The organism is Micromonospora lacuserhaii, assembly GCF_036902735.1.
Classification (GTDB): domain Bacteria; phylum Actinomycetota; class Actinomycetes; order Mycobacteriales; family Micromonosporaceae; genus Micromonospora.
The window spans coordinates 43,520-68,823 of sequence record NZ_JBAKHO010000030.1 but is presented as its reverse complement, the minus strand read 5'-3'; the positions used below and the strand labels follow the sequence as shown (position 1 = coordinate 68,823).

General features: G+C 73.6%; 25 protein-coding genes, 1 tRNA gene and 1 other RNA gene. 20 read left to right on the top strand and 7 right to left on the bottom strand.

Annotated features, from left to right (window positions below; translation table 11 throughout):
• A partial coding sequence (locus V6U81_RS19050) for an SEC-C metal-binding domain-containing protein (protein ID WP_334491118.1) occupies positions 1-188 on the top strand: 188 nt, incomplete at its 5' end.
• Between the two features lie 467 nt (positions 189-655).
• Here V6U81_RS19050 and V6U81_RS19045 read toward each other — a convergent pair.
• Positions 656-1,243 (bottom strand): Rv3235 family protein, encoded by a 588-nt coding sequence (locus tag V6U81_RS19045; protein ID WP_334491116.1) that lies wholly within the window; start codon positions 1,241-1,243, stop codon positions 656-658.
• Positions 1,244-1,345: 102 nt separating this feature from the next.
• Positions 1,346-1,573, bottom strand: coding sequence for a helix-turn-helix domain-containing protein (locus V6U81_RS19040; RefSeq protein WP_334491114.1), 228 nt, complete (start codon positions 1,571-1,573; stop codon positions 1,346-1,348).
• A 195-nt stretch (positions 1,574-1,768) separates the two neighbouring features.
• Here V6U81_RS19040 and V6U81_RS19035 point away from each other — a divergent pair, with 195 nt between their 5' ends.
• Positions 1,769-2,278 carry a DUF6912 family protein gene (locus V6U81_RS19035; protein ID WP_334491112.1) on the top strand — a complete coding sequence of 170 codons (510 nt, stop codon included), beginning with the start codon at positions 1,769-1,771 and terminating at the stop codon, positions 2,276-2,278.
• Between the two features lie 44 nt (positions 2,279-2,322).
• Here V6U81_RS19035 and V6U81_RS19030 read toward each other — a convergent pair whose 3' ends face one another.
• A complete protein-coding gene (locus V6U81_RS19030; RefSeq protein ID WP_334491111.1) occupies positions 2,323-3,336 on the bottom strand; it encodes a hypothetical protein in 1,014 nt (337 codons plus the stop codon).
• A 349-nt stretch (positions 3,337-3,685) separates the two neighbouring features.
• On the opposite strand from V6U81_RS19030, the gene pruA reads away from it, so the two are divergent.
• From pruA to V6U81_RS18980, 10 genes are all read left to right on the top strand, one after another.
• The gene (gene pruA / locus V6U81_RS19025; protein ID WP_334491108.1) at positions 3,686-5,314 is read left to right on the top strand and encodes an L-glutamate gamma-semialdehyde dehydrogenase; all 1,629 of its coding nucleotides are present in this window, start codon (positions 3,686-3,688) and stop codon (positions 5,312-5,314) included.
• Between the two features lie 236 nt (positions 5,315-5,550).
• Positions 5,551-6,066 (top strand): PadR family transcriptional regulator, encoded by a 516-nt coding sequence (locus V6U81_RS19020; protein ID WP_334491107.1) that lies wholly within the window; start codon positions 5,551-5,553, stop codon positions 6,064-6,066.
• Positions 6,067-6,130: 64 nt separating this feature from the next.
• Positions 6,131-7,252: a peptide chain release factor 2 gene (prfB, locus tag V6U81_RS19015; RefSeq protein ID WP_334491104.1), complete on the top strand. Its 1,122-nt coding sequence runs from the start codon at positions 6,131-6,133 to the stop codon at positions 7,250-7,252.
• A gap of 118 nt (positions 7,253-7,370) precedes the next feature.
• Positions 7,371-8,051, top strand: coding sequence for a cell division ATP-binding protein FtsE (gene ftsE, locus V6U81_RS19010; protein WP_030331491.1), 681 nt, complete (start codon positions 7,371-7,373; stop codon positions 8,049-8,051).
• 70 nt (positions 8,052-8,121) lie between these two features.
• Positions 8,122-8,997 (top strand): permease-like cell division protein FtsX, encoded by an 876-nt coding sequence (ftsX, locus tag V6U81_RS19005; RefSeq protein ID WP_334491098.1) that lies wholly within the window; start codon positions 8,122-8,124, stop codon positions 8,995-8,997.
• A 139-nt stretch (positions 8,998-9,136) separates the two neighbouring features.
• Entirely contained in the window at positions 9,137-9,616 is a 480-nt protein-coding gene (smpB, locus tag V6U81_RS19000) for an SsrA-binding protein SmpB (RefSeq protein WP_334491096.1), read from the top strand.
• A 106-nt stretch (positions 9,617-9,722) separates the two neighbouring features.
• Positions 9,723-10,098: a transfer-messenger RNA gene (gene ssrA, locus V6U81_RS18995) on the top strand.
• 77 nt (positions 10,099-10,175) lie between these two features.
• Positions 10,176-10,844 carry a hypothetical protein gene (locus tag V6U81_RS18990; protein WP_334491094.1) on the top strand — a complete coding sequence of 223 codons (669 nt, stop codon included), beginning with the start codon at positions 10,176-10,178 and terminating at the stop codon, positions 10,842-10,844.
• 153 nt (positions 10,845-10,997) lie between these two features.
• Positions 10,998-11,462 (top strand): hypothetical protein, encoded by a 465-nt coding sequence (locus V6U81_RS18985; protein ID WP_334491092.1) that lies wholly within the window; start codon positions 10,998-11,000, stop codon positions 11,460-11,462.
• A gap of 41 nt (positions 11,463-11,503) precedes the next feature.
• On the top strand, positions 11,504-12,454 hold the full coding sequence (locus V6U81_RS18980; RefSeq protein WP_334491090.1) for a hypothetical protein: 951 nt from the start codon (positions 11,504-11,506) through the stop codon (positions 12,452-12,454).
• Between the two features lie 16 nt (positions 12,455-12,470).
• On the opposite strand, the gene mdlC is transcribed toward V6U81_RS18980, so the two are convergent.
• Together mdlC and V6U81_RS18970 are read right to left on the bottom strand one after the other, a co-directional pair.
• The gene (gene mdlC / locus V6U81_RS18975) at positions 12,471-14,066 is read right to left on the bottom strand and encodes a benzoylformate decarboxylase (RefSeq protein WP_334491126.1); all 1,596 of its coding nucleotides are present in this window, start codon (positions 14,064-14,066) and stop codon (positions 12,471-12,473) included.
• 137 nt (positions 14,067-14,203) lie between these two features.
• The gene (locus V6U81_RS18970; RefSeq protein ID WP_334491088.1) at positions 14,204-15,007 is read right to left on the bottom strand and encodes an S-methyl-5'-thioadenosine phosphorylase; all 804 of its coding nucleotides are present in this window, start codon (positions 15,005-15,007) and stop codon (positions 14,204-14,206) included.
• Positions 15,008-15,157: 150 nt separating this feature from the next.
• Here V6U81_RS18970 and V6U81_RS18965 point away from each other — a divergent pair, with 150 nt between their 5' ends.
• Together V6U81_RS18965 and V6U81_RS18960 are read left to right on the top strand one after the other, a co-directional pair.
• Positions 15,158-15,748, top strand: a complete 591-nt coding sequence (locus V6U81_RS18965; protein ID WP_334491124.1) for a YqgE/AlgH family protein — start codon at positions 15,158-15,160, stop codon at positions 15,746-15,748.
• A gap of 91 nt (positions 15,749-15,839) precedes the next feature.
• Positions 15,840-15,912, top strand: a tRNA-Ala gene (locus V6U81_RS18960).
• Between the two features lie 126 nt (positions 15,913-16,038).
• Here V6U81_RS18960 and V6U81_RS18955 read toward each other — a convergent pair.
• Positions 16,039-18,354: a DUF4153 domain-containing protein gene (locus V6U81_RS18955; RefSeq protein ID WP_334491085.1), complete on the bottom strand. Its 2,316-nt coding sequence runs from the start codon at positions 18,352-18,354 to the stop codon at positions 16,039-16,041.
• A gap of 173 nt (positions 18,355-18,527) precedes the next feature.
• Here V6U81_RS18955 and V6U81_RS18950 point away from each other — a divergent pair, with 173 nt between their 5' ends.
• Complete coding sequence (locus V6U81_RS18950; protein WP_334491083.1) at positions 18,528-19,445, top strand: lytic polysaccharide monooxygenase auxiliary activity family 9 protein; 918 nt, start codon at positions 18,528-18,530, stop codon at positions 19,443-19,445.
• Positions 19,446-19,493: 48 nt separating this feature from the next.
• Here V6U81_RS18950 and mgrA read toward each other — a convergent pair whose 3' ends face one another.
• A complete protein-coding gene (gene mgrA, locus V6U81_RS18945) occupies positions 19,494-20,483 on the bottom strand; it encodes an L-glyceraldehyde 3-phosphate reductase (protein WP_334491081.1) in 990 nt (329 codons plus the stop codon).
• Between the two features lie 143 nt (positions 20,484-20,626).
• On the opposite strand from mgrA, the gene V6U81_RS18940 reads away from it, so the two are divergent.
• The 5 genes from V6U81_RS18940 to V6U81_RS18920 all read left to right on the top strand — a co-directional run bounded on the left by V6U81_RS18940 (position 20,627) and on the right by V6U81_RS18920 (position 25,219).
• Positions 20,627-21,595, top strand: a complete 969-nt coding sequence (locus tag V6U81_RS18940; RefSeq protein ID WP_334491080.1) for an aldo/keto reductase — start codon at positions 20,627-20,629, stop codon at positions 21,593-21,595.
• A 5-nt stretch (positions 21,596-21,600) separates the two neighbouring features.
• Entirely contained in the window at positions 21,601-22,098 is a 498-nt protein-coding gene (locus tag V6U81_RS18935; RefSeq protein WP_334491079.1) for a hemerythrin domain-containing protein, read from the top strand.
• A gap of 60 nt (positions 22,099-22,158) precedes the next feature.
• Complete coding sequence (locus V6U81_RS18930) at positions 22,159-23,412, top strand: sensor histidine kinase (protein WP_334491078.1); 1,254 nt, start codon at positions 22,159-22,161, stop codon at positions 23,410-23,412.
• Positions 23,413-23,425: 13 nt separating this feature from the next.
• Positions 23,426-24,076, top strand: a complete 651-nt coding sequence (locus tag V6U81_RS18925) for a response regulator transcription factor (RefSeq protein WP_334491076.1) — start codon at positions 23,426-23,428, stop codon at positions 24,074-24,076.
• Positions 24,077-24,148: 72 nt separating this feature from the next.
• A complete protein-coding gene (locus V6U81_RS18920; RefSeq protein ID WP_334491074.1) occupies positions 24,149-25,219 on the top strand; it encodes a hypothetical protein in 1,071 nt (356 codons plus the stop codon).
• The last annotated feature ends 85 nt before the right edge of the window (positions 25,220-25,304 follow it).

Here is a 25,304-nt window from a genome sequence, read left to right as displayed (position 1 = left end):
CGTCCGGCGCGCCGCGTCGGCCGGCGGCCACCGGGGCGAGCGGCCAGGCCGTCGCGGCGAACACCGCCCGGCGGGCGGCGCCGGTGGACCGGGGCGAGGCGGGCGGTCCGTCCCGCAACGCGCCCTGCCCGTGTGGCTCCGGCCGCAAGTACAAGCGCTGCCACGGGGCGCCCAACGGCGGCGCCTGATCCCGTCCGGGGCAGCCGCCCCGGAAGCCAGTGACGTGAGAGGAGCCGCGGTCCTTCGGGACCGCGGCTCTTCCGCTGCCCGGGTGCGTGGTTTGGCTGCCCGGGTGCGTGGGCCTGCTGCCCGGGTGCGTGGCCGGCTGCCGGGTTGCGTGGTCCTGCTGCCGGGGCCGTGGTCCGGCGCCCGCTGCCCAGTCGGCGCGCGATCACGGATCGTGGCGTCACCTGCTGCCCGCTTCGTAGGGAGCGGTATGACGGTGGGTCATAAATATGACGGCGAGTCATATCGCTCAGTGTGTGATCGCCTTCGCCGGCGAGGTTGCGGCCGATTGCCGTCCGCGCCGCCCGATCCGGCGACACCGCCGTCGAGGGGCCGGTGCAACTGCGCGCCGACCTTCCTCTGCGGCCACGTGCTCGGTCCGCCGCCCCGGTCGGCACAGGGGGACCGCGCGGTCGGGGCTGAGGGCGGGTCAGAGCACCTGCAGGACGGTGCAGAGCCAGGTGCCTCGACGGTGCTCCAGGCGTACCGCCATCGCCCAGCTCCGCCCGCCGCCGGCGAGGACGGCGGCGACCTCGACGGCGGCCGCTCTCGGCTCGCAGACCCGCAGCCGGCGCAGGTGCACCGTCGGCCGGGCCGCCCTGCGGCGCACCGGCCCGCCCCGGGTCGCCGCCCGGGCCAGCTCCGCCGAGAACTCGACCGCGCGGCCGGGCTCGACCAGGGCGCGGAGCTGCCCGGGTGGCCGGTAGCCGTTGAGGATCTCCAGGCAGGTGCCGACGAACCGGTGCGCGGCCCGGGTGGCCTTCGGCGTGGCGGTGGCCAGGGCACCGGGCGGGTGCGGCGACCCACCGGGGCGGACCGGCCCCGGCCGGGGGTCGACCCGCCGGCCGGTCGGGCGGCCGGCGGGCTGGCGGGCCGACCCGAACAGGTCCAGGGCGAGCTGACCGGCCGGCCGGGGCCACAGGTCGGCCGACTCGTCGGCGTAGGGCGGGTCGCTCACCGGCGCGGGGCGCAGCCGGATCGGCGGACGGCTGGGCCCGGGACGGCGAGAGTCAACCATGATCAGGCCCTCAATCCTTGCGTTTGCTTTCGTTTGCCTCCGACAGGCTAGATTCTCAGGCACGCCACTGCCCACCGTCAATGGCTCTGCGGATCCGGGCGACTACTCGGTGTCGCGATCGAGGAGCGGATTGCCGCGGACCCAGTCGGCGGTCTCGGTGTACTTGCGCGCGATGTACTCCTCCAACCGGGCGCGCTCGACCCGCCACTGGCCCCGGCCGCCGATCTTGATCGCGGGCAGCTCCCCGCTGCGCACCATGTGGTAGACCTGCGAGTCCGACACGTTCAACTCGGTGGCCACGTCGGAGAGCAGGAGAAACCTCGGCTCCACGGAAAACCCCCGGTGTTGGCGTCGTTTGCCTCAGTTTGCCATCGACCGCCGGATCGGCCCAGCATCGCCGCCCACCCCGCTACGGTGCGGGAACTTCCTCCGGGCCGGTGCGCGGTGTATGACGGTCTCGGCGTACGGCATGATCGGCGGCCGGGACCGGCCAGTCCGCCGGCGGAGCGATCGAGGGAGACGACGGTGAGCGACGAGCTGGTCCGGGTCTACGTCCCGGCGACCGTGCCGATGCTGGCCCGGCTGGGGGAGCACGGGCTGCCGGTGGTGCAGGCGCACGCCGTCACCCCCGCCCTGCGCGAGTGGTACGCCGAGGGCGACGAGGAGGAGCTGGAGTACGTCGCCTTCACCCGGGCCGCCCAGGACGCCCTGGCCCTGCTGCGGGAGGACCCCGCCGCGCCCCGCCGCCGGGTCGTCGTCTCGGTGGACCTGCCCCGGGCGGCGGTCGGCCGGGCGGACGTCGACCTCGGGTCCAGCACCGTCCACCTGGCCGGTCCGGTGCCCGCGTCGGCGATCGCCGCGCTGCACGTGGACGGCGCCGACGCGGCCGAGGACGTCGCCGCGGCCGTCGACGTGGTGGTCGAGGCCGCCGCCGGCGACCCGGACGCCCAGTTCACCGTCGAAGGCGCCGAGGACCACGAGCTGGAGTGGTACGCCCCCTCCGAGCTGGAACTGCTGATCCGCTCCGCCTCCTGAGGGGCGGGCCGGCGAGGGCGGGCCGGCGAGGCGGGCCGGGCGGCTCAGTCCTCGGCCGGCTCCGGCTCCTCGTCCTCGCGCGCCGCCGGGCCGAGGGTGCGGCCGAAGGCGACGAGCGCGGTCAGCGCCCCCACGAAGAGCACCCAGATGCCGTTGTCCAGCCGCGAGGTGCCGAGGCTGGTCTGCGCCACCGCGTCGGCCTCGCTGAGCGCGCCGGCAAGGTCGAGCAGGGTCCGGCCGCCGGTCCGGATGATCACCTCGGCGAGCAGCAGGAGCAGGCCGGGACCGGCCCCGGCGAGCAGGTACGCGGGCCAGCGGAGCGCGGGCGTGGCCGGGTCGCGCCGGACGGCCCGGCGGCGGGCCCAGGTGAGGTAGCCGAAGGCGATCAGCCCGGCGATCAGCCCGGCGAGCAGCGACTCGGTGCGGGACACCCACTTGGCGGCGTCGACCAGCGACGCCTGGGTGCCGTCGGAGCCGAAGACGTCGAAGAGCGGGTCGCGGACCCGGCTGAACGCCACCACGAAGAGCAGCGTGCCCAGCGCGGCGGTGACGATCGCGCCGACCGGGGCGGCGCTGCGGGCCCCGGCGATGGCCCCGCCGATGATGGCCGCGGCGGCGCTGGTGCCCGCGATGGTGTTGGTCGTCGCGTTGTCCGCGTAGGTCAGGTTGATCGCGAGGGCGGTGCCCAGCCCGACCAGCAGGCCGGTGCCGATCGCCGCCACGAACCGCAGGGTGGCCCGGTCGCTGCGCCGGGCGAGCTGCTCGGTCACCGCCAGGGCGACCGCGGCGCCCGCCACCAGCGCGGCCGAGATCACGCCGGGCAGGGCGAAGGCGGAGAGGGTGAGCGCGGTGAGCCCGGCCGCCGCCGAGCTGATCGCCTCCCGGGTGGACCAGAGCATCGCGGCCAGCCAGCCGACCGCCAGCAACGCCAGCACGGGGGCGCCCGGCGCGCGGGCCGGGCGGTTCTCGCCGGCCTCCGTCGCGCCCCGGTCGGCCGGGTCGGTGGCGTCCGGCTGGTCCGGCTCCGCGGCGGTCGAGCTGCCGGGCTGGTTGCTCATCGTCTCCCCTTCGACGCGTCACCCGCCCCGGCGCCGGGACGGGCTACGGCAACCCAGGGTACGCGCCCGCCGGCGGCGGTCCGGCCACGCCCGCGAGGGCGCCGGCCTCCTGCTTTCCTTCGGCGGATCGGGACTTTCGGGTACGGATCCGAGCCGAACATCGCCACGAACCTGATGATCTACGGCGCGGGGCGGGCGGGGCGCGACCGCCGCCGAGGGGGCGTGGGAGAATCGCCGGAGGTCCCGCCGCCGCGGACGGTCCACCCCGCGGCGCCCGGCGTCCGGCCGTCCGGTCGGTGCCCGCGGGTCCGATTTCGCCACCGCCGTCGAGATCGCACAGGAGCCTGTGATGGACGCCGTGTTCTCCGTACCCGAGCCGCACAACGAGCCGGTACGCACCTACGAGCCAGGCAGCGCCGACCGGGAGCGACTCCAGCGGCGGCTGACCGAGCTGGCCGCCGAGCGGATCGACCTGCCGATGACGATCGCCGGCGAGCAGCGGATGGCCAGCGGCGAGTCGATCGACGTGGTGCAGCCGCACAAGCACGCGCACGTGCTCGGGGTCACCGGTCACGCCACCCACGACGACGCCCGTACGGCGGTCAAGGCCGCCAAGGACGCCGCCCCGATGTGGCGGGCGCTGCCGTTCGAGGAGCGCGCCGCGATCTTCCTGCGCGCCGCCGAGCTGCTCGCCGGCCCGTGGCGGGACACCCTGAACGCGGCCACCATGCTCGGCCAGTCGAAGACCGCCGTCCAGGCGGAGATCGACGCGGCGTGCGAGTTCATCGACTTTCTCCGGTTCAACGTGCACTTCGCCCGGCAGCTGCTGGAGGCCCAGCCGAAGTCGTCGCCCGGGGTGTGGAACCGGTTCGACCACCGCCCGCTGGAGGGCTTCGTCTACGCGGTCACCCCGTTCAACTTCACCGCGATCGCCGGCAACCTGCCCTCGGCGCCGGCCCTGCTCGGCAACACCGTGGTCTGGAAGCCGGGCCCGACCCAGCAGTTCGCCGCGCACTTCACCATGCGGCTCTTCGAGGCGGCCGGCCTGCCGCCCGGCGTGATCAACATGGTCACCGGGCGCGGCGAGGAGGTCTCCGACGTCGTGCTCGCCGACGCGGACCTGGCCGGCATCCACTTCACCGGCTCCACCAAGGTCTTCCAGCACCTGTGGCGGACCGTCGGCGAGAACATCGCCGGCTACCGGGGCTACCCGCGGCTGGTCGGCGAGACCGGTGGCAAGGACTTCGTGGTCGCGCACACCAGCGCGGACGTCGACGCCCTGCACACCGCGCTGATCCGGGGCGCCTTCGAGTACCAGGGGCAGAAGTGCTCGGCCGCCTCCCGGGCGTACGTGCCGCGCTCGCTCTGGGAGGGTGGCCTGCGCGACCGGCTGGCCGCCACCGCGGACTCGCTGACCTACGGCGACGTCACCGACTTCAGCAACTTCGGTGGCGCGGTGATCGACGACAAGGCGTTCGGCCGGCACACCGCCGCGCTGGAGCTGATCAACGGCGACGACGCCTGCCGGGTGATCGCCGGCGGCACCGCCGACGACTCGGTGGGGTATTTCGTCCGGCCGACCCTCTTCGAGTGCAGCGACCTGGCGCACGAGACCTTCACCACCGAGTACTTCGGCCCGATCCTCGGCGTGCACGTCTTCGACGACGCCCGCTTCGACGACGTGGTCGCCCAGGCCGAGTCGATCGCGCCGTACGCGCTGACCGGTTCGATCTTCGCCAACGACCGCCGGGTGGTCGACGCGGTGGCCGAGAAGATGCGGTACGCGGCCGGCAACTTCTACATCAACGACAAGCCGACCGGCGCGGTGGTCGGGCAGCAGCCCTTCGGCGGCGCCCGGGCCAGCGGCACCAACGACAAGGCCGGCTCCTGGCACAACCTGGTGCGCTGGATGTCGCCGCGGACGATCAAGGAGACCTTCGTCCCGCCGACCGACCACACGTACCCCCACATGGGCTGAACCCGGCGACGGCGGCCGGTGGCGCGGGAAGCGTCACCGGTCGTCGGCCCGGCCGCCCGGGCGGTCGGCGCGGGCCCGCCCCTCGGCCGTCCGTGGGGTCCGGGCGCCATCCGGCCGGCGGGCATCGATAGTCCTGGCGCCACTGTCGTCCGCCGACAGTGCACATTGGAAATCCTGCCGGGTGGCAAATACGGAAATCCTGGACGCCGCGACGGCAAAGTGGCAGCTTAGAGGGCATGGCGGATTCCGGAGTCAACCCCACCGCGGCGGCCCTGCTCGGCCTGCTGCACGAGGGTCCCATGACGGGCGGTCAGCTGATGGCCGCCGCTGAGCGCCGGCTGGCGCCGTACTGGTCGATGACCCGCAGCCAGGTCTACCGCGAGTTGCCGGTGCTGGCCGAGCGGGGGTTCGTGCGGTTGGGCAAGCCCGGGCCGCGGATGAGCCAGCCGTACGCGATCACCGCGAGCGGGAAACGGACATTTTCCCGCTGGCTGGCGGAGAACCCGGGGCGGGACACCATCCGCAACCCGATCGCCCTGCGGATCGCGTTCGGCAACCTGCACTCGTCGAGCCAGCTGAAGAACCTGTACGCCTCGGCGAACGAATACCACACCGAGGCGCTGGCCACGGTGCGGGAACAGGTCAAGAACGCCAAGAAGGAGGGCGACCCCTACGACGCCAGCGCGTTGGAGTTCGCCGTGGCCTATCACAAGGCCGCCCTGTCCTGGCTCAAGACCGCCCCGGTCGGCTGATCATCCGGCCTGGTCGGCGGTGTGAGGTGAGCGGATCGCCGCGCGCACAGTACGCTTATCTGTCGTGACCGCTGCCGATTACGCCGAACAGCTCAAGGAACTCGACGCCACCCTCCGCAACATCGAGTCCGTGCTCAACCTCGACCGCCTGCAGGAGGAGAAGGCCCGGCTCGAGGAGCAGGCGTCCGCGCCGGATCTCTGGGACGACCAGGCCAAGGCGCAGCAGGTGACCTCCCAGCTGTCGTACGTCAACGGCGAGATCAGCAAGCTGGGCAGCCTGCGCTCCCGCCTCGACGACTGCCGGGTGCTGCTGGAGCTGGCCGAGGACGAGAGCGACTCCGGCGTGCTGACCGAGGTCGAGGTCGAGATCGCCGGGCTGCGCAAGGCCATCCAGGAGATGGAGGTCCGCACCCTGCTCTCCGGCGAGTACGACTCGCGGGAGGCGCTGGTCGCCATCCGGGCCGGCGCCGGCGGGGTGGACGCCGCCGACTTCGCCGAGATGCTGCTGCGGATGTACCTGCGCTGGGCCGAGCGGCACGGCTACCCGACCGAGGTCTACGAGACCTCGTACGCGGAGGAGGCCGGCCTGAAGTCCGCCACCTTCACCGTGAAGGTCCCGTACGCCTACGGCACGCTCAGCGTCGAGTCGGGCACCCACCGGCTGGTCCGGATCAGCCCCTTCGACAACCAGGGCCGCCGGCAGACCAGCTTCGCCGGCGTCGAGGTGCTGCCGGTCACCGAGCAGACCGACCACATCGACATCCCGGAAAACGAGATCCGGGTGGACGTCTACCGCTCCTCCGGCCCGGGTGGCCAGAGCGTCAACACCACCGACTCCGCGGTGCGGCTCACCCACGTCCCCACCGGCATCGTGGTGACCTGCCAGAACGAGAAGTCCCAGCTGCAGAACAAGGCCTCCGCCATGCGGGTGCTCCAGGCCCGGCTGCTGGAGCGCAAGCGGCAGGAGGAGGAGCAGAAGCTGGCCGGCCTGAAGACCGGCAGCACCAGCTCCTGGGGCGACCAGATGCGCTCGTACGTGCTGCACCCGTATCAGATGGTGAAGGATCTCCGAACCGAGCAGGAGACCGGCAATCCGTCCTCCGTCTTCGACGGGGACCTCGACAGCTTCATCGAGGCCGGGATCCGCTGGCGCAAGCAGCAGCAGCTCGCCAACGACGCTGTGTGATCGCCCGGGGGCGGAGCGCGTCATCGATCTTCGGTTGACCGGGTGAATCGATGACGCGCCTCGCATCGGTGGGGCGTGGGACTTGGCTCAGCGGTTACACCGCGTAGACTCACGACCCGTGATTCAGCTTGAGCAAGTGACGAAGACGTACCCGAAGGCGTCCCGGCCTTCGCTCGACAACGTGTCCGTCTCGATCGAGAAGGGCGAGTTCGTCTTCTTCATCGGTCCATCCGGCTCCGGCAAGTCCACGATCATCAAGATGCTGCTCCACGAGGTCGCGCCCAACAAGGGCCGGGTCGTGGTGAACGGCAAGGACGTCACCTCGATGCGCTCCTGGAAGCGACCCCACTTCCGGCGCTCGATCGGCTGCGTCTTTCAGGACTTCCGGCTGCTGCCCAACCGCACCGCGTACGAGAACGTGGCGTTCGCCCTCGAGGTGATCGGCAAGACCAAGGCGGTCGCCCGCCGGGTCGTGCCGGAGGTGCTGGAGTTGGTCGGGCTCGGTGGCAAGGAGCACCGCTACCCGCACGAGCTCTCCGGTGGTGAGCAGCAGCGGGTGGCCGTGGCCCGGGCGTTCGTCAACCGTCCGCTGATCCTCCTGGCGGACGAGCCGACCGGAAACCTGGACCCGGACACCTCGATCGAGATCATGCGCCTGCTGGACCGGATCAACCGCACCGGCACGACCGTCGTGATGGTCACCCACGACTCCAACATCGTGAACCAGATGCGTCGTCGCGTCGTGGAGATCGAGAGTGGCCGCATCGTGCGCGACCAGGCCCGCGGCGTCTACGGGTGAGCCGCAGCTCCACCCCTGCCGTACACCCTGACGACGAACACCTCATGCCGGAGAGCCGGAGGAACACCCGATGCGGATGAAATACGTCCTGTCCGAGGTACTGGTCGGACTGTGGCGCAACGTCACCATGACCATCGCGATGATCATCACGATGGCGGTGTCGCTGACCATGCTCGGCGCGAGCGGCCTGATGTACAAGCAGGTCGGCGACATGAAGGACCTCTACTACGAGAACGTCCAGGTCTCGATCTTCCTGGACACCGAGGTCAGCGAGCAGCAGCGCAACGACCTCGACGCCAAGTTGAAGAGCGACCCCCTGGTCAAGGAGGTCACGTACGTCAACAAGGACGAGGCGTACAAGCGGTTCAAGGAGATGTACCAGGACGCCCCCGACCTGGTGAACGCCGTCAAGGCGGACCAGCTTCCCGAGTCGTTCCGGCTGACGCTGGTCAACCCGGAGGAGTACCGGGCGATCTACACCCAGTACAAGGACACCGCGGGCATCTCGGAGATCGTCGACCAGAGCAAGCTGCTGGACAAGATCTTCAACATCCTCACCGCGATCCAGAACATCGCGCTGGCCGCCGCGATCGTGATGGCTGTCGCCGCGCTGCTCCTGGTCGCCAACACCATCCAGGTGGCGGCGTACAGCAAGCGGCGTGAGGTCGCGGTCATGAAGCTGGTCGGCGCGTCGAACTGGTTCATCCAGGCGCCGTTCGTGCTGGAGGCCGTGGTCGCCGGGCTGATCGGTTCACTGCTCGGCCTGGTCGCGCTGGTCGTCGCGAAACAGTTCCTCTTCAGCGGGTCGTTGAAGGCTCTGGAGGGGCTGCTCTCTCCGATCCAGTGGTCGGACGTCTTCCTGATGTTCCCGCTGATGGCCGGGGTCGGTGGCCTGATCAGCGCGGTCACCGCCTGGGTCACCCTCCGCTTCTACCTGCGGGTCTAGTCACCCGACGGCTCTCCGAGGGCCCTCCCGTGCCGGAATAAACGGCGCGGGAGGGCCCTTGTCATTCGGGTAGCATGATCTCTCCGCCCGCCGACCGGCCAGCCCGGCCGCGGGCCGTACCGAAAGGGGGTGGCGCCGGATGCCACGGGAAAAGGGCCGCAAGGTGGTCGCCTCCAACAGGAAGGCGCGCCACGACTACGCCATCCTCGACACGTACGAGGCGGGCATGGCGTTGACCGGCACCGAGGTGAAGTCGCTGCGGGCCGGGCGCGCCTCGCTGGTGGACGCCTTCGCGCAGGAACGTGACGGCGAGCTCTTTCTGCACGGCATGCACATCCCGGAGTACACCCAGGGCACCTGGACCAACCACGAGCCCCGGCGTACCCGCAAGTTGCTGCTCAACCGTATGGAGATCGACCGGCTGATCGGCAAGACCCGCGAGGGTGGCCTGACCATGGTCCCGTTGCAGGTGTACTTCTCCGACGGCTGGGCCAAGGTGGAGATCGCCCTGGCGAAGGGTAAGAAGTCGTACGACAAGCGCCAGGACCTCGCCAAGCGGGACGCCGACCGGGAGATCGCCCGGGTGTCGGGCCGGCGTGGCAAGGGCATGGAGGAGTAATTCGTCGCGTTTGTCCGTGGGCGCGGTCCGCCGACGGGGGCTCGGGATGAAACCCGTTGCGGCAGGCGTTAGGCTTGTCAGTGCCGCTACAGGGGCGGCCGATCGAGGGGGTGACTGGTTTCGACTTCGTACGTTGCGGCAGGGGAAGCGAGCCGAGGAAGCCGACGTCGTCTCGAGAATCGTTCGTCGGAAAACAATAAGCGCCAAGAACAATCGCGCTGACTTCGCTCTCGCCGCCTGAGGCGAGTAGTGAGTCTGTCGGCCTGGGAACGCCTTCGTCCCAGTCAGCCGGCATCAGCTAGGAGGCTGGCCAATCGGACCCGGTCGCGGGGTCCGTGCGGCGAGATTAATCAGCGACTGGGCCCGTCACACCAACTCGCTCGCGTGAGCGGTGGGGCCGAGTAGAGGCATAGCGAGCTGCGCTCGGAGAAGCCCTGACAATGCGGCGAAGGACCCGGGTTCGATTCCCGGCACCTCCACCACCTCATGTGCGCCCCGGTCCTCTGGACCGGGGCGCACAGTCGTTTCCGCAGTGGCCCCGGCCACCTACGCTGCCCCTGTGACAGCTGAGAGAGTCCCACTCTCCGTGGGCGTAACGGCCGGGCAGCGCGCCTTCATGGCCCTGGTCGGCCTCTTCTTCGCCCTCTTCGGTGCGGCCTTCGTGCTGCTGCCGCTGCTCGCCGACGGTCTGGTCCGGCGGATGTTGGGCGACGACGACCCGCTCTCCTCCTATCAAGCGGCCCAGGACCTTCCACCGGAGCTGCTCCCGCCGGAGCTGCGAGGGGACACTCCGGCGGCGGGGCTCGGAGCTGCGCGGTTCCTCGGCCTCTGCGGGCTGCCGTTCGTGCTGCTCGGGCTCTGGCTGGTGCTCCGGACCCTGCGGACCGCCGCCTGGCTGGAGGGCACCCGGGTGACCGTGCGAGGTGCCCTCGGCGCCCGAACCGTCGACCTGGCCGCCGCGGAGGTCACCGCCGGCGTGCAGGCCTACCGGGACGGCGACGCGGGGCCGGGGTACCGGGTCCCGACGATCGTCGCGCGTGACCCCGACACCGGCCGGCGGGTGACCGTCCCGCTGCGCGCGGGCGGGTCGGCCCCACTGCCCCCGCACGAGCTGCGGGCGCTCGCCGACGCGATGACCGCCAACCGACCCACCGGGGGACGCGACGGTGACGTGCACGCCCTCGCCGGTCAGCTGCGGGCGATGGCGGCCAACCCGCTGGCTCTCTGACGCCCGGTCAGCCGCGCGGGCTTGGTGAAGCTGAGACTGGTGGGACTGCTGGTACCCGTGGGGGCAATGAGACGGCCCACCCCTCTGGACAGCCCTGACCTGCGGGTCCACCATCGCTGTACGCGGTAGCGCAGCAAACGCGGGAGGTGCCCGATGGCCACCGGTCCGATCCAGCAGCCGTCCGTCGTTCCCACGGCGGCCCGCCCACCCGCCGCCCGCCGGCCCGTCCCGCCCGGCGACCTGTCCGGCCTGGCCCGGGCGCTCGCCGTACCGGCGGGGGAGCCGCGCTGGCGGGAGCGGTTCATCGTCTGTCTCGCCCCGGTTCGCCGGGGCTTCGCCGAACACGTCCGGATCACCGAGGGGCCGGCCGGCCTCTACGCCGAGGTGGTCGCCCAGGCCCCCCGGCTGCACCGCGGCGTACGGCTGCTCGGCCGGGAGCACACGGCCATCGTCGCCGCGCTCGCCGATCTCCAGCACGCCGTGGAGCGACCCACCGTCCACGCCGAGGAGCTGTGCCGCCGGGTCGACGAGCTGCTGCGGGCGCTGGCCCGGCACCGCCAGCACGGCGCGGACCTGCTCTGGCAGGCGTACCAGACGGATCTCGGCGGGGAGACCTGAGCGGCGCGGAACCGGGTGGCGGCGCGGGGCGTCCAAGAGGCATGCGTCGACCTCTGGTTCTGCTGGGACTGCCCCTGGTGATCATCGCTGCCGGCTGCGCCCCGGCCGGTTCCGGCCCCGACGCCGGCGCCTCCGGCGGTGGCAGCCCCGACCCGCGCCGGCAGGCGTTCGACCAGCGGGCCAGCGAGGTCGCGCAGGCGTGGCGGCCGGGCCCGTCCTGGTCGACCGGGTTCGTCCCGCTGCAGGACCAGACCGTGCTCCTCGGCGACCCCGGCTTCAACGCCGACACCGAGACCGCGTTCCGGGCCGGCTGGTACCGCGACCAGATCGAGGTGCCGGACGCCCGCCCCGCCGACGGGACGATCCGCTTCCCGGACGGCACGATGAGCGTCCGGCTGGTCAGCGCGGCCGAGGCGTACCAGACGCTGGACCAGGGCGACCCGCCGCCGTGCGAGGGGCGGCCGAAGGTGCCCGGCCCCACGATCGAGCCGGGCCCCGACGGCTCCGTCTCCAGCCCGGTCTCCACCGCCTGCATCCCGCTCACCGTCACCGCCGTGAAGCTCGGCACCGCACCGATCCGCACCAGCCGGGGCGTGGCGGAGGTGCCGGCCTGGCTGTTCACCGTGGAAGAACTGAGTACGCCGGTGGCCCGGGTCGCCGTGGCGCCGCAGTCGGTGACCCCGGTGCCCGAGCCCACCGAGGCGCCCCGGCCGGCCGTCGACGGCGTGGTGGGCGCCGACCACACCCAGCGGGTGGACGGGGCCCGGCTGACCTACGTGGTCGGCGTGGGCGCCTGCGACAGCGGCCTCACCCCGCTCGTGCAGGAGCGGGACGACGTGGTGGTGGTCGGCGGCGGGATCGTCCGCGCCACCGGCATCTGCACCTCCCAGCTCAAGCTGGAGCCGGTCACCGTGACGCTGAAGGCCCCGCTCGGCGGCCGGCCGGTGCTCGACGTGCTCACCGGCCGGGTGCTCGGCCAGCCGGTCCGCTGACCCCGGGGCCCGTTCCTCAGAGGATCCGGGGCACCTCGGTGCTGATCGGGGCCGGCAGCACGGTCGGCCCGTCGGCCCGCAGCGCCTCCCCGATCGCGTCACCCAGCTCGTCGGGGGAGCCGACCACCCGGGTCGCGCAGCCGTACCCCCGGGCGATCGCGGTGATGTCCAGGCCGGGCAGGTCCAGCCCGGGCACCCCCGGCGTGGACTTGAACTCCGCGAAGGCCTTGAGGATCGCGTACTGCTCGTTGATCGGGACCAGTACGACCAGCGGCAGGCGCAGCCGCGCCGCCGTCCAGAGGGCCTGCACCGAGTAGTGGAACGACCCGTCGCCGATCACCGCTACCACCGGGCGGGCGCGCCCGGTGTCCCGCTCGGCGAGCGCGATCCCGACCGCCGCCGGCAGGCCGTAGCCGAGCCCGCCGCTGGCCATCGTGAAGTACGACGCCGGCCGGTTCACCACCAGCCGGCGGCGCAGGGCGGCCAGGTTCGACGGCGACTCCTGGACGAGCACCCCGTCCGTGGGCCAGCACGCGGCCAGGGCGGCGAAGAGCGCGTCGGCGCTCGGCGGAGCACCGGCCTCCGGGGGTTCCGGTGCGGGTCGCGGCGCCGGCCCCGGCCGGTCCGCCGCCGGGAGCAGGTCCAGCAGGGCGGCCAGGGTCAGCCCCGCGTCGCCGAGCAGGCTGTCGCCGACCGGGGCGCGGGCCGCCTCGTCCGGGTCGTCGGTGACGTGCAGCAGCCGGGTCCCCTCGGGCAGGTGGGCGCCGGGCACGTGCGGGTAGTAACGGAACACCGGCGCGCCGACGACCAGCACCGTGTCGTGCCCGCGCAGCTTCTCCGCCAGCGGGGCGATCGCGAACGGCAGCACCCCCCGGTAGTGCGGGTGCTGCTCCGGGAAGGCGGCCCGTTCCGGCGCCGGCGCGGACCAGACCGGCGCGGCCAACCGCTCGGCCACCGCCACGGCCACCGGCCAGGCCGCCGCCCGGTCCACCGCCGCGCCGAAGACCAGCACCGGGGAGCGGCTGCCCGCCAGCACCGCGGCGAACTCCCGCAGCCGTCGCGGGTCGGGAGCGAACCGGGTGGCGACGGTGCGCACCTGCGGCGGCGGGTCGGCCGGCTGGTGCCAGTCGTCCAGCGGGAGGGAGAGGAAGACCGGCCCGGTGGGCGGCTGGGCGGCCGTCGCGTAGGCCCGCATGATCGCCGCCGGCACGTCCTGCGCGCGGACCGGCTCGTGCGCCCACTTCACGTACGGCTGGGGCAGTTCGGTGGGGTGGCGGCTGGCCAGCCTGGGCTCCATCAGCAGCATCTCCCGGCTCTGCTGGCCGGCGGTGACGATCAGCGGGGTGCGGTTGTGCCAGGCGGTGACCAGGTTGCCCATCCCGTTGCCGGTACCCGGGGCGGTGTGCAGGTTGACGTGCGCCGGGCGGCCGGTGGCCTGGGCGTACCCGTCGGCCATCGCCACCGCGGACGCCTCGTGCAGCGCGTGCACGTACTGGAAGTCGGCCGGGAAGTCCTTGAGGAACGGCTCCTCCGTCGAGCCGGGGTTGCCGAAGACCGTGGTCAGGCCCAACGCGCGGAGCAGGTCATAGGTGGTGTCCCGGACGCTCGCCATCACCCATGCCTCCGTGTCCCCGGCGCGTGCTGCTCGCCGCCGGGAGGCACGACAGTCACACCCGACCTGCCGAATCTATCGGGCGTCCGGGGACGAGTCGGGCGCTTTGCCGGTCACCGTTGGTCCGGCGGCACCGCTCAGGGCAGCGGGAACGGGGTCTTGATGCCGTCCAGGGCGTGCCCGCACGGGCAGTCCCGGTCGGTGGGGAGCGCGGCCAGCGCGTCGAGCAGCACGCCCCGCAGCCGGTCGGTGTTCGCCGCGAAGACCCGGAACACCTCCTCCTGGGTCACCGACTCACCGGCCTCGACACCGGCGTCCAGGTCGGTGACGAGCGCGATCGAGGTGTAGCAGAGGGCCAGCTCGCGGGCGAGCACCGCCTCGGGGTGGCCGGTCATGTTGACCACCGTGCCGCCCATCGAGGCGTACCACCGGGACTCGGCGCGGGTGGAGAAGCGCGGGCCCTCCACCACCACCACCGTGCCGCCGTCGACCGCCGCCACGTCCCGGCCGGTCGCGGCGGCCAGCAGGATACGCCGGCCCACCGGGCAGTACGGGTCGCCGAAGGGCACGTGCACCGCGCCCCGGTCGTAGTAGGTCTGCGTCCGGCCGCTGGTCCGGTCGATCAGCTGGTCCGGCACCACGAAGGTGCCCGGGCCCAGCTCGGGCCGGAGCCCGCCCACGGCGCACGGGGCGAGCACCTGGCGTACCCCGAGGGAGCGCAGCGCCCACAGGTTGGCCCGGTACGGGATCAGGTGCGGCGGGTGGCGGTGGTCCCGGCCGTGCCGGGGCAGAAACGCGACCGACCGGCCGCCGACCTCGGCGATGGTGACGGCGTCGGAGGGCGCGCCGTACGGCGTCTCCACCCGGTGTTCGGTGGCGCCGTCGAGCAGCGCGTAGAGCCCCGACCCGCCGATCACCGCGATGTCCGCCGTCGGACCCATCGTGCCTCCCTCGATCCTGCTCGATCATCCGCCGGTCAGACCTTAGCCAGCGCCCGGGGTGCAGGCTATGGTGCCAGGCATGGCGGTGACAGCACGGATGGTCGGCAGCACCCGGTCCTACGGCCCGGTGCGCGGCTGACGGTGTCCGACATGCAAGAGGAGGGGCGGGCGATCGGGGGTCCAGCCATGGAGTCGATGACCGGGCGGCTGCTGGTCGCGACTCCGGCCCTCAAGGACCCGAACTTCGACCGTACCGTCGTGCTGCTGGTCGCCCACGAGGCCGGCGGGGCGCTCGGGGTGGTCCTGAACCGGGCGACCGAGGTGCCGGTCGCCGACGTGCTGGGCGACTGGAGCGACCTGGCCCGGCACCCGGCGGTGCTCTTCGAGGGCGGCCCGGTGCAGCCGGACTCGGCGATCTGCCTGGCCCGGATGCGGCACCCGATGCGCCGGCTGCGCGGCTTCCAGCAGATCTCCGGCGCGGTCGGCACCGTCGACCTCTCCGCCGACCCGGAGAAGCTGCGCGACAGCATCGGCGGGATCCGGGTCTTCGCCGGCTACTCCGGCTGGGGTTCGGGGCAGTTGGAGCAGGAAGTCGAGGACGGCTCCTGGTTCGTGTTCGACGCGCTGCCCGGGGACGCCTTCGTCGACCGGCCGGACGACCTCTGGCCGATGGTGCTGCGCCGGCAGGGTGGAATGATGGCGGCGGTGGCCCATTTCCCGCCCGACGTCGCGCTCAACTGAGGGCGGGGCGGGGGCACCCCCCGCGAGATGACCATGCCGGGCGGCGTGTGTATAGTTCTCGTCGTGCCCGGGCGACCGGGAACGACAGCAAGGGGCCGTGGCGCAGCTGGTAGCGCACCACACTGGCAGTGTGGGGGTCAGGGGTTCGAGTCCCCTCGGCTCCACCCTTCACGACCAGGGCGTTCGTCAGAAATGACGGACGCCCTTCGTCGTTCTTCCAGGAGCCTCGGCCCAGGCGACGCCCGCCACCCCGAGCCGGCACGGCGGGGCCGTGCCGGCTCGGGCGGTGGTCAGCGGGGCGTACGGCTCTTGGGCAGGTCGTACTGGTCGGCGGCGGTGCAGTCCCGCGGCCCACCGCTCGCGGCCGGGCCGAGCCGCTTCAGTTCGGCGCGGGCCCGGGCCCGGCCGAGGTTCCAGGCGTACCACGGGTCGGGCTCGGCGAGGTCGTCGTCGATCCAGCTCAACGTGCACCGGCGGACCGGGTCGGGCAGGTCGGCCAGGGCGGGCGTGGCGTCGGCGGAGAGCGCCCGCAGGTACCAGGCGTCGATCTTGCCGGTCTGTTCGTACCGGGCGACGTTGCGGCGGGCCGCGTAGTCCTCGGCGTTGAGCACGGCCAGGCTCAGCAGCATCAGCACGGCCAGCCCGACGGTGGCGCCGGGGATCCAGCGGCCGCGCCAGCGGACGCCGGCCACCAGGATCATCAGCAGGACGGCGCCGAGCAGCAGCTCGAAGGCCATCACGAAGATCCGCTCACCGGTGAAGCTGTAGACCTTCTGGTACGCGTACATCCGGGACAGCGCCGACACCACGATCACCACGCTCAGCGCGCCGAGCAGCCCGAGCAGGATCCGCAGCAGGAGCCGGTCGGACCGGGTCTCCCGGCGCGCCCAGCGGCTCACCCCGCCCAGCACGGCCAGGGTCAGCAGGGTGACGAAGAGCAGCTGCCAGAAGCCACTGCGCGCGTACTCGGCGTAGCTCAGGCCGGCGGTCTTCAGGACGTGCCGCTGGCCACCGAAGAGCACGGTGAACTGCACGGCGACGAAGCCGGCGAAGAGCGCCACCAGCGCGGTGATGGCCGGCGCCCACTCCAGGGCACTCAGCCGGCTCCGGCCGTCCCGGTCCACGGTCGACAGGTCCGGCGGGGCGGCCAGGGTGTAGGTGGCGGCCACCGCGATCAGGCCGCCCAGCACGGCCAGGAAGATCCAGCGGAACACCGCGCCCCCGCCGATCTCGGGCACGATCGCGCCGAGCACCTCGGAGAAGGCCGCGTCGGCCGAGGAGAGGAGCAGGCCGAAGATCAGCAGCACCGCGACGGTGCCGAGCACCGATCCGGTGACCCGGCGGACCATCCCCGCGTCGGGCGAGGCGGTGACGTGCCGGCGTACCCACGGCAGCCCGCGGAACGCGGCGAACGGGGCCGCGACCAGGCTGAACAGGATCGAGCGGATCAATCGTCCGCCGATGATGGCCAGTGCCGCGCAGCCGAGCGCGCCGAGTACGCAGAACGTCACCAGCCACCAGGCGTTGCGGAAGGTGAGCACGGAGAGCAGGGCCAGCGCGGCCGCCGCCCAGCCGGCCCGGATCAGCCGGTCGGTGCGGGGCAGTGCGGCGGTACCGCGCCGGACGGCGGCGAACACCGCGGCGGTCAGGACGAGCCAGCCGAGGAACCAGCCGATGCCGGTGCGGTTCAGCGGGACGAAGGACGCCACTCCCAGGGCCCCGGCCAGGACCGCGGCGGGCACGGCCCGCCCGGTCGCCTGCTTCGGCCCCGGCCAGCGCGCGCCGAGGAAGGACGTCCGGGGCTCCGCGGGCCGGGGGGTCCAGGTGACCGGCGGCCCGCCCCACTGCGGTGCCGGGCGGGCCCCGGGAAACGGTGCGACGGCGGGTGGAAGCTGGCCGGGTACGCCGGCGGCGGGGTAGGGCCCGGCGGGGTAACCGGGCGCGCCGACGCCCGGGGCGGCGGCCTGGTGCCCGGTGGGCGTTGCGGCGGGTACGGCCGTGCCCTCGCCCGGGGCCGGCGCGGGGGCGCCGCCGGTGGACTGCGTCGGGGCCGCCGGGGTGGCCTGCGTTCCGGCCGGTGTCGCTGCGTGGTCCTCCGGGACGGAAGTCGGTTCCGCGTCGGGCGCGGTCGGCGTCCCGGGTTCGGTGGCCGCGTGGTCGCCCGGGTCCGCCACGGGAGCTTCCTCGCCGACCTGCGAGGGCCGGGAAGCCGCCGGCCCGTCCACCGTGGTGGTGCCGTCGCCGGTGGCCTGGGCGGGGATCGCCGGGGTCGGGGCATCGCCGGTGGCCTGCCGAGGGACCGCCACCGAGGCCGCGGTGGCCGGCGGGCCGACGGTCGGCACCGTGGACCCGGCGCTGGGCGGTGCGGCGATGTCGGCGCCGGCCGGCAGCAGGGGCAGGAACAGCGCGTACCCCCGGGTGCCGGCCGGGACCTGGACGGGAATGGCCCAGGCGGGCTCACCCGGGCGGCCGGGCCAGACCAGACCGGGCGGGGCGCCCTCGACGGCGGGCGCGACGAGCAGGAACGGCGTCGCGTCGGCGGCCGGCGCAGCGCCGGCCGGCGGGGCGACCCCGGAAGGTTCTGGTGTCTCAGGCGGCTCGGACACGCACGCTCCTTGATCCATCGAGAGTGCGGTCACTGTAGAGCCAACCCCGTGCCGCCCGCCGCCCCGCGACGCCGCGCCGGAGCCCGGGCGGGCCGCCGCCGAAGATGAGAGGGGCGTCACCGATCGAACTGTTCGGATCCCCGGTCCGTACCAGTGCGCGGGAGGTCGACCTCATGACCGTACGTCGAATGCTCGCCACCGCCGTGGCCGTCGCCGCGACCGTGCTGCTCACCGCATCTCCCGCCGCCGCGCACGGCGCGCCGACCAGCCCGCTGAGCCGCTCCGCCGCCTGCGGCCCGGAGGGCCGGGACGCCTCGACGCCCGCCTGCCAGGCCGCCGTCTCCGCCGGGGCGGCGGTACGCGAGTGGGACAACATCCGGGTCTTCGGCGTGAACGGCCGGGACCGGGAGCGGATCCCGGACGGGGAGCTGTGCAGCGGCGGGCTGTCCGCGTACCGGGGGTTGGACCTGCCCCGGGTGGACTGGCCGGCGACCGAGCTGACCGCCGGCGCGAAGTTCACCTTCCGCTACCGGGGCACCATCCCGCACAAGGGGACCTTCCGGCTCTACGCCACCCGCCCCGGCTACGACCCGGGAAGCCGGCTGAGCTGGGCCGACCTCGCCCCGCGCCCGTTCCTGACCGTCACCGACCCGCCGCTGCGCGACGGGTCGTACCAGATTCCGGGGCGGCTGCCGGCGGGGTTGACCGGCCGGCACCTGATCTACACGATCTGGCAGAACTCCGACACCCCGGACAGCTACTACTCCTGCTCCGACGTGGTCTTCCGGGCGCCCGACGCGATCCGCGGCGGAACGCCGGCCAACGCCGGCCCGTCCCCGGCCGCGACGCCGCCACACATCACCGCGGTACCCGGGCTGACCGCGCCGCCCGTGGAGAGCGACGGCGTACCCGTGGCGTCGGTGACCCGCCTGGGCGGCGACAGCTTCCCGCTGGTGGTGGGGGCGGCGGCGGCGGTCACCGTGCTGCTCGCCGCGATGGTCGCGATGCGGCTGCGCCGGGCCGGCACCGTACCCCCGGGTCGCCCCTGCGAGGTGCGCAGCCACCGCGCCGGCCGCCGCCGCATCTGGTGACGCGGGCGCCGGGCCGCCCGGGACGACCCGTGGCGGCCCGGCGGCTCCTCAGCCCAGCAGGCGATCGATCTCGGCCAGTTCCTCGGCGCTGAGGTCGAGGTTGGTGACCGCGGCGACGTTCCCCTCCAACTGACCGACGCTGCTCGCGCCGATGATCAGGCTGGTCATCCGCGGGTCGCGCAGCGCCCAGGCCAGGGCAAGCTGGGCCAGCGTCTGCCCCCGGCGGTCGGCGAGGTCGGCGAGCCCCCGGATGGCGGCCAGCTTCTCGTCGGTCAGCGCGCTCTCGTCGAGGAAGACGCTGGTACGCACCCGGGAGTCCTCCGGAATGCCGCCCAGGTAGCGGTCGGTGAGCAGGCCCTGCGCGAGCGGGCTGTAGGCGATGCAGCCCGCGCCCACCTCCGCCAACGTGTCCAGCAGGCCGTCGTCCTCGGTCCACCGGTTGAACATCGAGTACGACGGCTGGTTGATCAGCAGCGGGGTGCCCAGGTCACGCAGGATCGCCGCGGCCTGCGCGGTCTGCTCCGAGGTGTAGTTGGAGATGCCCACGTAGAGCGCCTTGCCGGAGCGGACGACCGCGTCCAGCGCGCCCATCGTCTCCTCCAGCGGGGTGTCCGGGTCGAACCGGTGCGAGTAGAAGATGTCGACGTAGTCCAGGCCCATCCGGCGCAGCGACTGGTCCAGCGACGAGATCAGGGACTTGCGCGAGCCCCACTCGCCGTACGGGCCGGGCCACATCAGATAGCCGGCCTTGCTGGAGATCACCAGCTCGTCCCGGTACGGCTTCAGGTCGGTGGCGAGCATCCGGCCGAAGGCCTCCTCGGCGGCGCCGGGCGGCGGGCCGTAGTTGTTGGCCAGGTCGAAGTGGGTGACGCCGAGGTCGAAGGCGCGCCGGACGATGTCCCGCTGCCGCTCGTAGGGCCGGTCCGGGCCGAAGTTGTGCCACAGGCCGAGCGAGATGGCGGGCAGTCGCAGCCCGCTGCGTCCGCTGCGCCGGTAGGTCATCTGGTCGTAGCGCTCATCGGCGGCAAGGTAGGTCACGGATCATCAGCCTAGTCCGTCGGGTGGTACCGCTCCCGAGCTCCGCGAGACCGTCCCGTCAGGTGGCGGCGGATCCACCCGGCCCCTGCGCCCGGGCGGCGGAACGGGCGTGCCGGCCGGCCCTGCCGGGTAGCTTCGAGGCCATGCGATTCGTCCCACTCGACACTCCGAAGCCCATTTCGAAGATCGGTCTCGGCACCTGGCAGTTCGGCTCGAAGGAGTGGGGCTACGGCCCCGACTACGAGCGCCGCGCGGCGGACATCGTCCGGCGCGCGCTCGACCTCGGCGTCACCCTCTTCGACACCGCCGAGATCTACGGCTTCGGCCGCAGCGAGCGGATCCTCGGCGAGGCGCTCGGCGACGACCGGGACAAGGTCGTGGTGGCCAGCAAGATCTTCCCGGTGCTGCCGGTCGCCCCGGTGGTGCAGCAGCGGGCGATCGCCTCCGCGGCCCGGCTCGGCGTCCGCAGCATCGACCTGTACCAGGTGCACCAGCCCAACCCGGTGGTCGCCGACACCACCACCATGCGCGGCATGCGCGACCTGCAGGAGGTGGGCCTGGTCGGCGAGGTCGGGGTCAGCAACTACAACCTGCGCCGGTGGCGCTTCGCCGAGGCCGCGCTGGGCCGCCGGGTGCTCAGCAACCAGGTCCGCTACAGCATGATCGATCGAGGTCCGGAAGAGGACCTGATCCCGTACGCCGAGCAGGCCGGCCGGATCGTCATCGCGTACAGCCCGCTCGCGCAGGGCTTCCTCTCCGGGCGGTACGACGCGAAGCACCCCCCGAGCGGTGCGGTGCGCCGGGCGAACCCGTACTTCCTGCCGGAGAACCTGGAACGCGGCACCGCGCTGATCGCCACCCTCCGCGAGGTGGCCGACGCGCACGCCGCCACCCCCAGCCAGATCGCCCTGGCGTACCTGCTGCACCACCCGAACGTGGTGGCCATCCCCGGCGCGTCCAGCGTGGAGCAGGTGGAACGCAACGCCGCCGCCGCCGAGATCGACCTGACCGACGCCGAGTACGCCGCCCTGGCCACCGCCGCCCGGCAGTTCCGGCCGGTCACCGGCCTGGCCGCGCTGCCGAAGCTGATCCGCGCCCGGCTGGGGAAGTGAGCACCATGGACGACATCACCGCGCTGATCCTCGACGACCACGCCGCCTTCCGGCGCGGCTTCGCCCGACTCGACGACGCCCGGGACGACGCCGAACTGCTCGCCGTCTGGGAGGCGCTCGCCCTGCACCTGGACATCCACGCCGAGGCGGAGGAGACCATCCTCTATCCGCACCTGGTCAAGCACGGCGACGACGGTGAGGGGGAGACCGAGGACGCCGTCGGCGACCACAACAAGATCCGCGACGCGATCGCCGAGTCGAAGCTGCACCCGGTCGGCTCGGACGAGTGGTGGGCCGCCGTGTGGCGAGCCCGCCGGGAGAACAGCGAGCACCTCGCCGAGGAGGAGGACGAGGCGCTGCCCGACTTCCGCCGGCACGTCGGCGTGGAGCTGCGGGCCGAGCTGGGCGCCCGCTGGCTGACCTTCTACGGCGAGCACAAGAACGGGCGCAACCTGCGCTTCGCCGACAAGGACCCGGAGAAGTACGTGCAGGAGCACCGCTGAGGCCGGATCTCCCCACCTCGGGGGAGTCGGCGGGGCCGGTGCCGGCGGGAGAATGACCGGATGGGTCCCGGAGCTGTCGTCGCGCCACTGGTCCGCGGCAGCACCTGGCGGCGTGGGGTGTTCCTGCTGCTCGGCGGGGTGCTGGTGCTGCCGTACGTGCTGCTGGTGGCCACCTTCGCCCAGCTGCTGACCCGCGGCGAGGTGCCCCGCCCGCTGGTGCTTGGGTTGCTGGTGGTCGCCGCCGTCATCGCCGCCGTACCGGTCTTCCTGGAGGGCAGCCGGGCCTTGGAGATCGCCGCCGCCCGGGCGTTGCTCGGCGTCGACCTGCCCGAGCCGGTCGCCGGCCACCGGATCGACCGGGAGACCCGGCTGCGCGCCGCGCTCTGGATCGGCCTGCACCTGGCCACCGGCGGCCTGGTGATGTTCGCGCTGATCAGCGCGCTGCCGATGGCGTTGGTCTTCATCGTCGCGCAGTTCGGCGTCGACACCGGCCCGCACGCGACGACCGGCCTGGGGCCGTTGGACGGGCGGAACACCGGCTGGCTCACGCTGGCCGGGGCATTGGTCCTGGTCGGCCTCGGCTACGCGGTCGCCGGGCTCGGCGCGCTGGCCGCCTCGATGGCCCCGGTGCTGCTCGGCCCGTCCCCGCAGGAGCGGATCGCCGCCCTGGAACGGGCGGCCGTCCGGCTCGCCGAACGCAACCGGCTCGCCCGGGAGCTGCACGACTCCGTCGGCCACGCGCTCACCGTGGCCACCCTCCAGGCCGGCGCGGCCCGCCAGCTGCTCGACGACGACCCGGAGTTCGCCCGCCGTGCGCTGGCCGCGATCGAGGAGACCAGCCGGCACGCGATGGACGACCTGGACCACGTCCTCGGCGTGCTCCGGCGGAGCGACGAGCGGGTCCGCGCACTGGCCGGCACCGCGCCGCAGCGCACCCTGGCCCAGCTCGACCGGCTGGTCGCCGACACCCGGGCCGCCGGGCTGCCGGTGGAGGCGCGGATCGGCGGCGAGCTGTGCGAACTGCCCCCGGCGGTGTCCCGGGAGGGCTACCGGATCGTCCAGGAGGGACTGACCAACGCCGCCCGGTACGGCCGCGGACCGGTCCGGCTGCGGGTGGACGTACCCCCGGAGGGGTTGGAGATCGAGCTGGAGAACGCCGTCGGCGGCGCGACCGGGGCCGGTGGCGGCGGCCGCGGCCTGGCCGGGATGCGGGAACGGGTGCTGCTGCTGGGCGGCCGGATCACCGCCGGGCGGGACGGCGACCGGTGGCGGGTCCGGGTGCGGCTGCCGGTGCCCCGCCGGCGGACGCCGTGACGGGAGGGACGCGGTGACCATCGACGTGCTGATCGTCGACGACGACGAGCTGATCCGGGTCGGGTTGCGGGCGATCATCGACGCCCAGCCCGACCTGCGGGTGGTCGGCGAGGCCGCCGACGGCGCCGAGGTGCCGCCGCTGGTGGCGCGGCTGCGGCCCCGGGTGGTGCTGATGGACGTCCGGATGCCGGCCATCGACGGTATCCAGGCCACCCGCCGGCTGCTCGCCGCCTCGGCCGACCCGCCGCGGGTCCTGGTGATCACCACCTTCGAGAACGACGAGTACGTCTACGAGGCGCTGCGCGCCGGCGCGAGCGGGTTCCTGCTCAAGCGGGCCCGCCCGGCGGAGGTGGTGACCGCCGTGCGGGCCGTCGCCGACGGGGACTCGCTGCTCTTCCCCGCCGCGATCCGCCGGCTCGCCGGGGCGTACGCGGGGTCGGGCGGGGGCCGGCTGGTCGGGGCGCGGCTGACCGAGCGGGAGGCGGAGGTGCTCCGGCTGATGACGGCCGGCCTGTCCAACACCGAGATCGCCGCCGAGCTGGTCGTCGGCACGGAGACGGTCAAGACGCACGTCGGCAACGTGCTGGCCAAGCTCGGCGTCCGGGACCGCACCCAGGCGGTGATCGCCGCGTACGAGTCGGGTTTCGTCGTCCCGACCGGCTGATCCCTCCGCCGGGGGAGCGGGTTCGCCCCCGCGCGGGAGGGGCGCGACCGGCGCGCCGCCCAGGCTGGAGCCATGACGACGCTCACCTCCGCCCCACCCCACCGGGCCGCCCGGTCCCGACTCGACCTGGCCGCGCCTATGGCGGCCGCCTGGCTGGCGGTCTGGGGCGTGCTCGCCCTGGTCGCCACCCTGACCGGCGCCGGCTACCCGTTCGGCGCCGACGACCCGGACGGCGGCGGCGCCAACCTGCTGCGGCTGGTCCCGGTCGAGGTCGGCGCCCCGCTGTTCGGCGGTCTGCTGCTGGCCGGCGCGGTCACCGCCCTGGCCCTGTCCGCCCCGGTACGCGGCCCGCTGCGGGTGCTGCTGCTCGGCTACGGCTGGGCGCTCACCTTCGTGCTGGCCGTGGTGGTGCCCGACGCCCGGGTGCTGGTCGTGCTCGGGTACGCGCCGATTCTCATCCTCGGGGCGCCGTTCGGCTGGCCGCCGGTCGACTACGCCGAGATCTTCACCTGGCCGCTCTTCGCCCGGTTCGCGGCCCTGGTCGGCGGGGTGCTGCTCGCCGGCGCGCTGCTGGCCGGCCGGCGACGGGCGGGCGGCGCCTGCCTGGCCTGCGGCCGGGACGGCCGGGCCCGGGGCTGGACCACCCCGGCCTCGGCGGCCCGGTGGGGGCGCTGGGCGACCTGGACCGCCACGGCGATCCCGCTGACCTACGCGGCCACCCGGTTCGCCTGGGCGGCCGGGATCCCGCTCGGCATCACCCCGGCATTCCTCCACGAGATGCAGGACAGCGGCCTGGTCTGGGCGGGGGCCGGTCTGGGCGCCTTCGCCACCGTCGGCGCCGTGCTCACCGTCGGGCTGATCCGGCCCTGGGGCGAGCGCTTCCCGCGCTGGCTGGTCGGGCTGGCCGGGCGGCGGGTGCCGATCCCGCTCGCGGTGGTCCCCGCCGGGCTGGTGGCGCTCGCGGTCACCGCGGCCTCCCTCGGGCTGCTGTCCAGCCCGCGGTTCTGGGCGCTGGAGGAAGGGCTCAGCATGGCCGGCGCGCCAATGTTGCTCTGGCCGCTGTGGGGAGTGGCCCTCGGCGCGGCGGCGCTGGCGTACCAGCTGCGGCGGCGGGGCGCCTGCCGCCGCTGCGGCCGGGAGTGACCGGGAGCGGCGGGTCGCGGGGAACGGGGGGATCCGCCGCTCCCGGTCGCCCGGTTCCGCCCGTTCGCGGGCCCTGCGGGGAGCG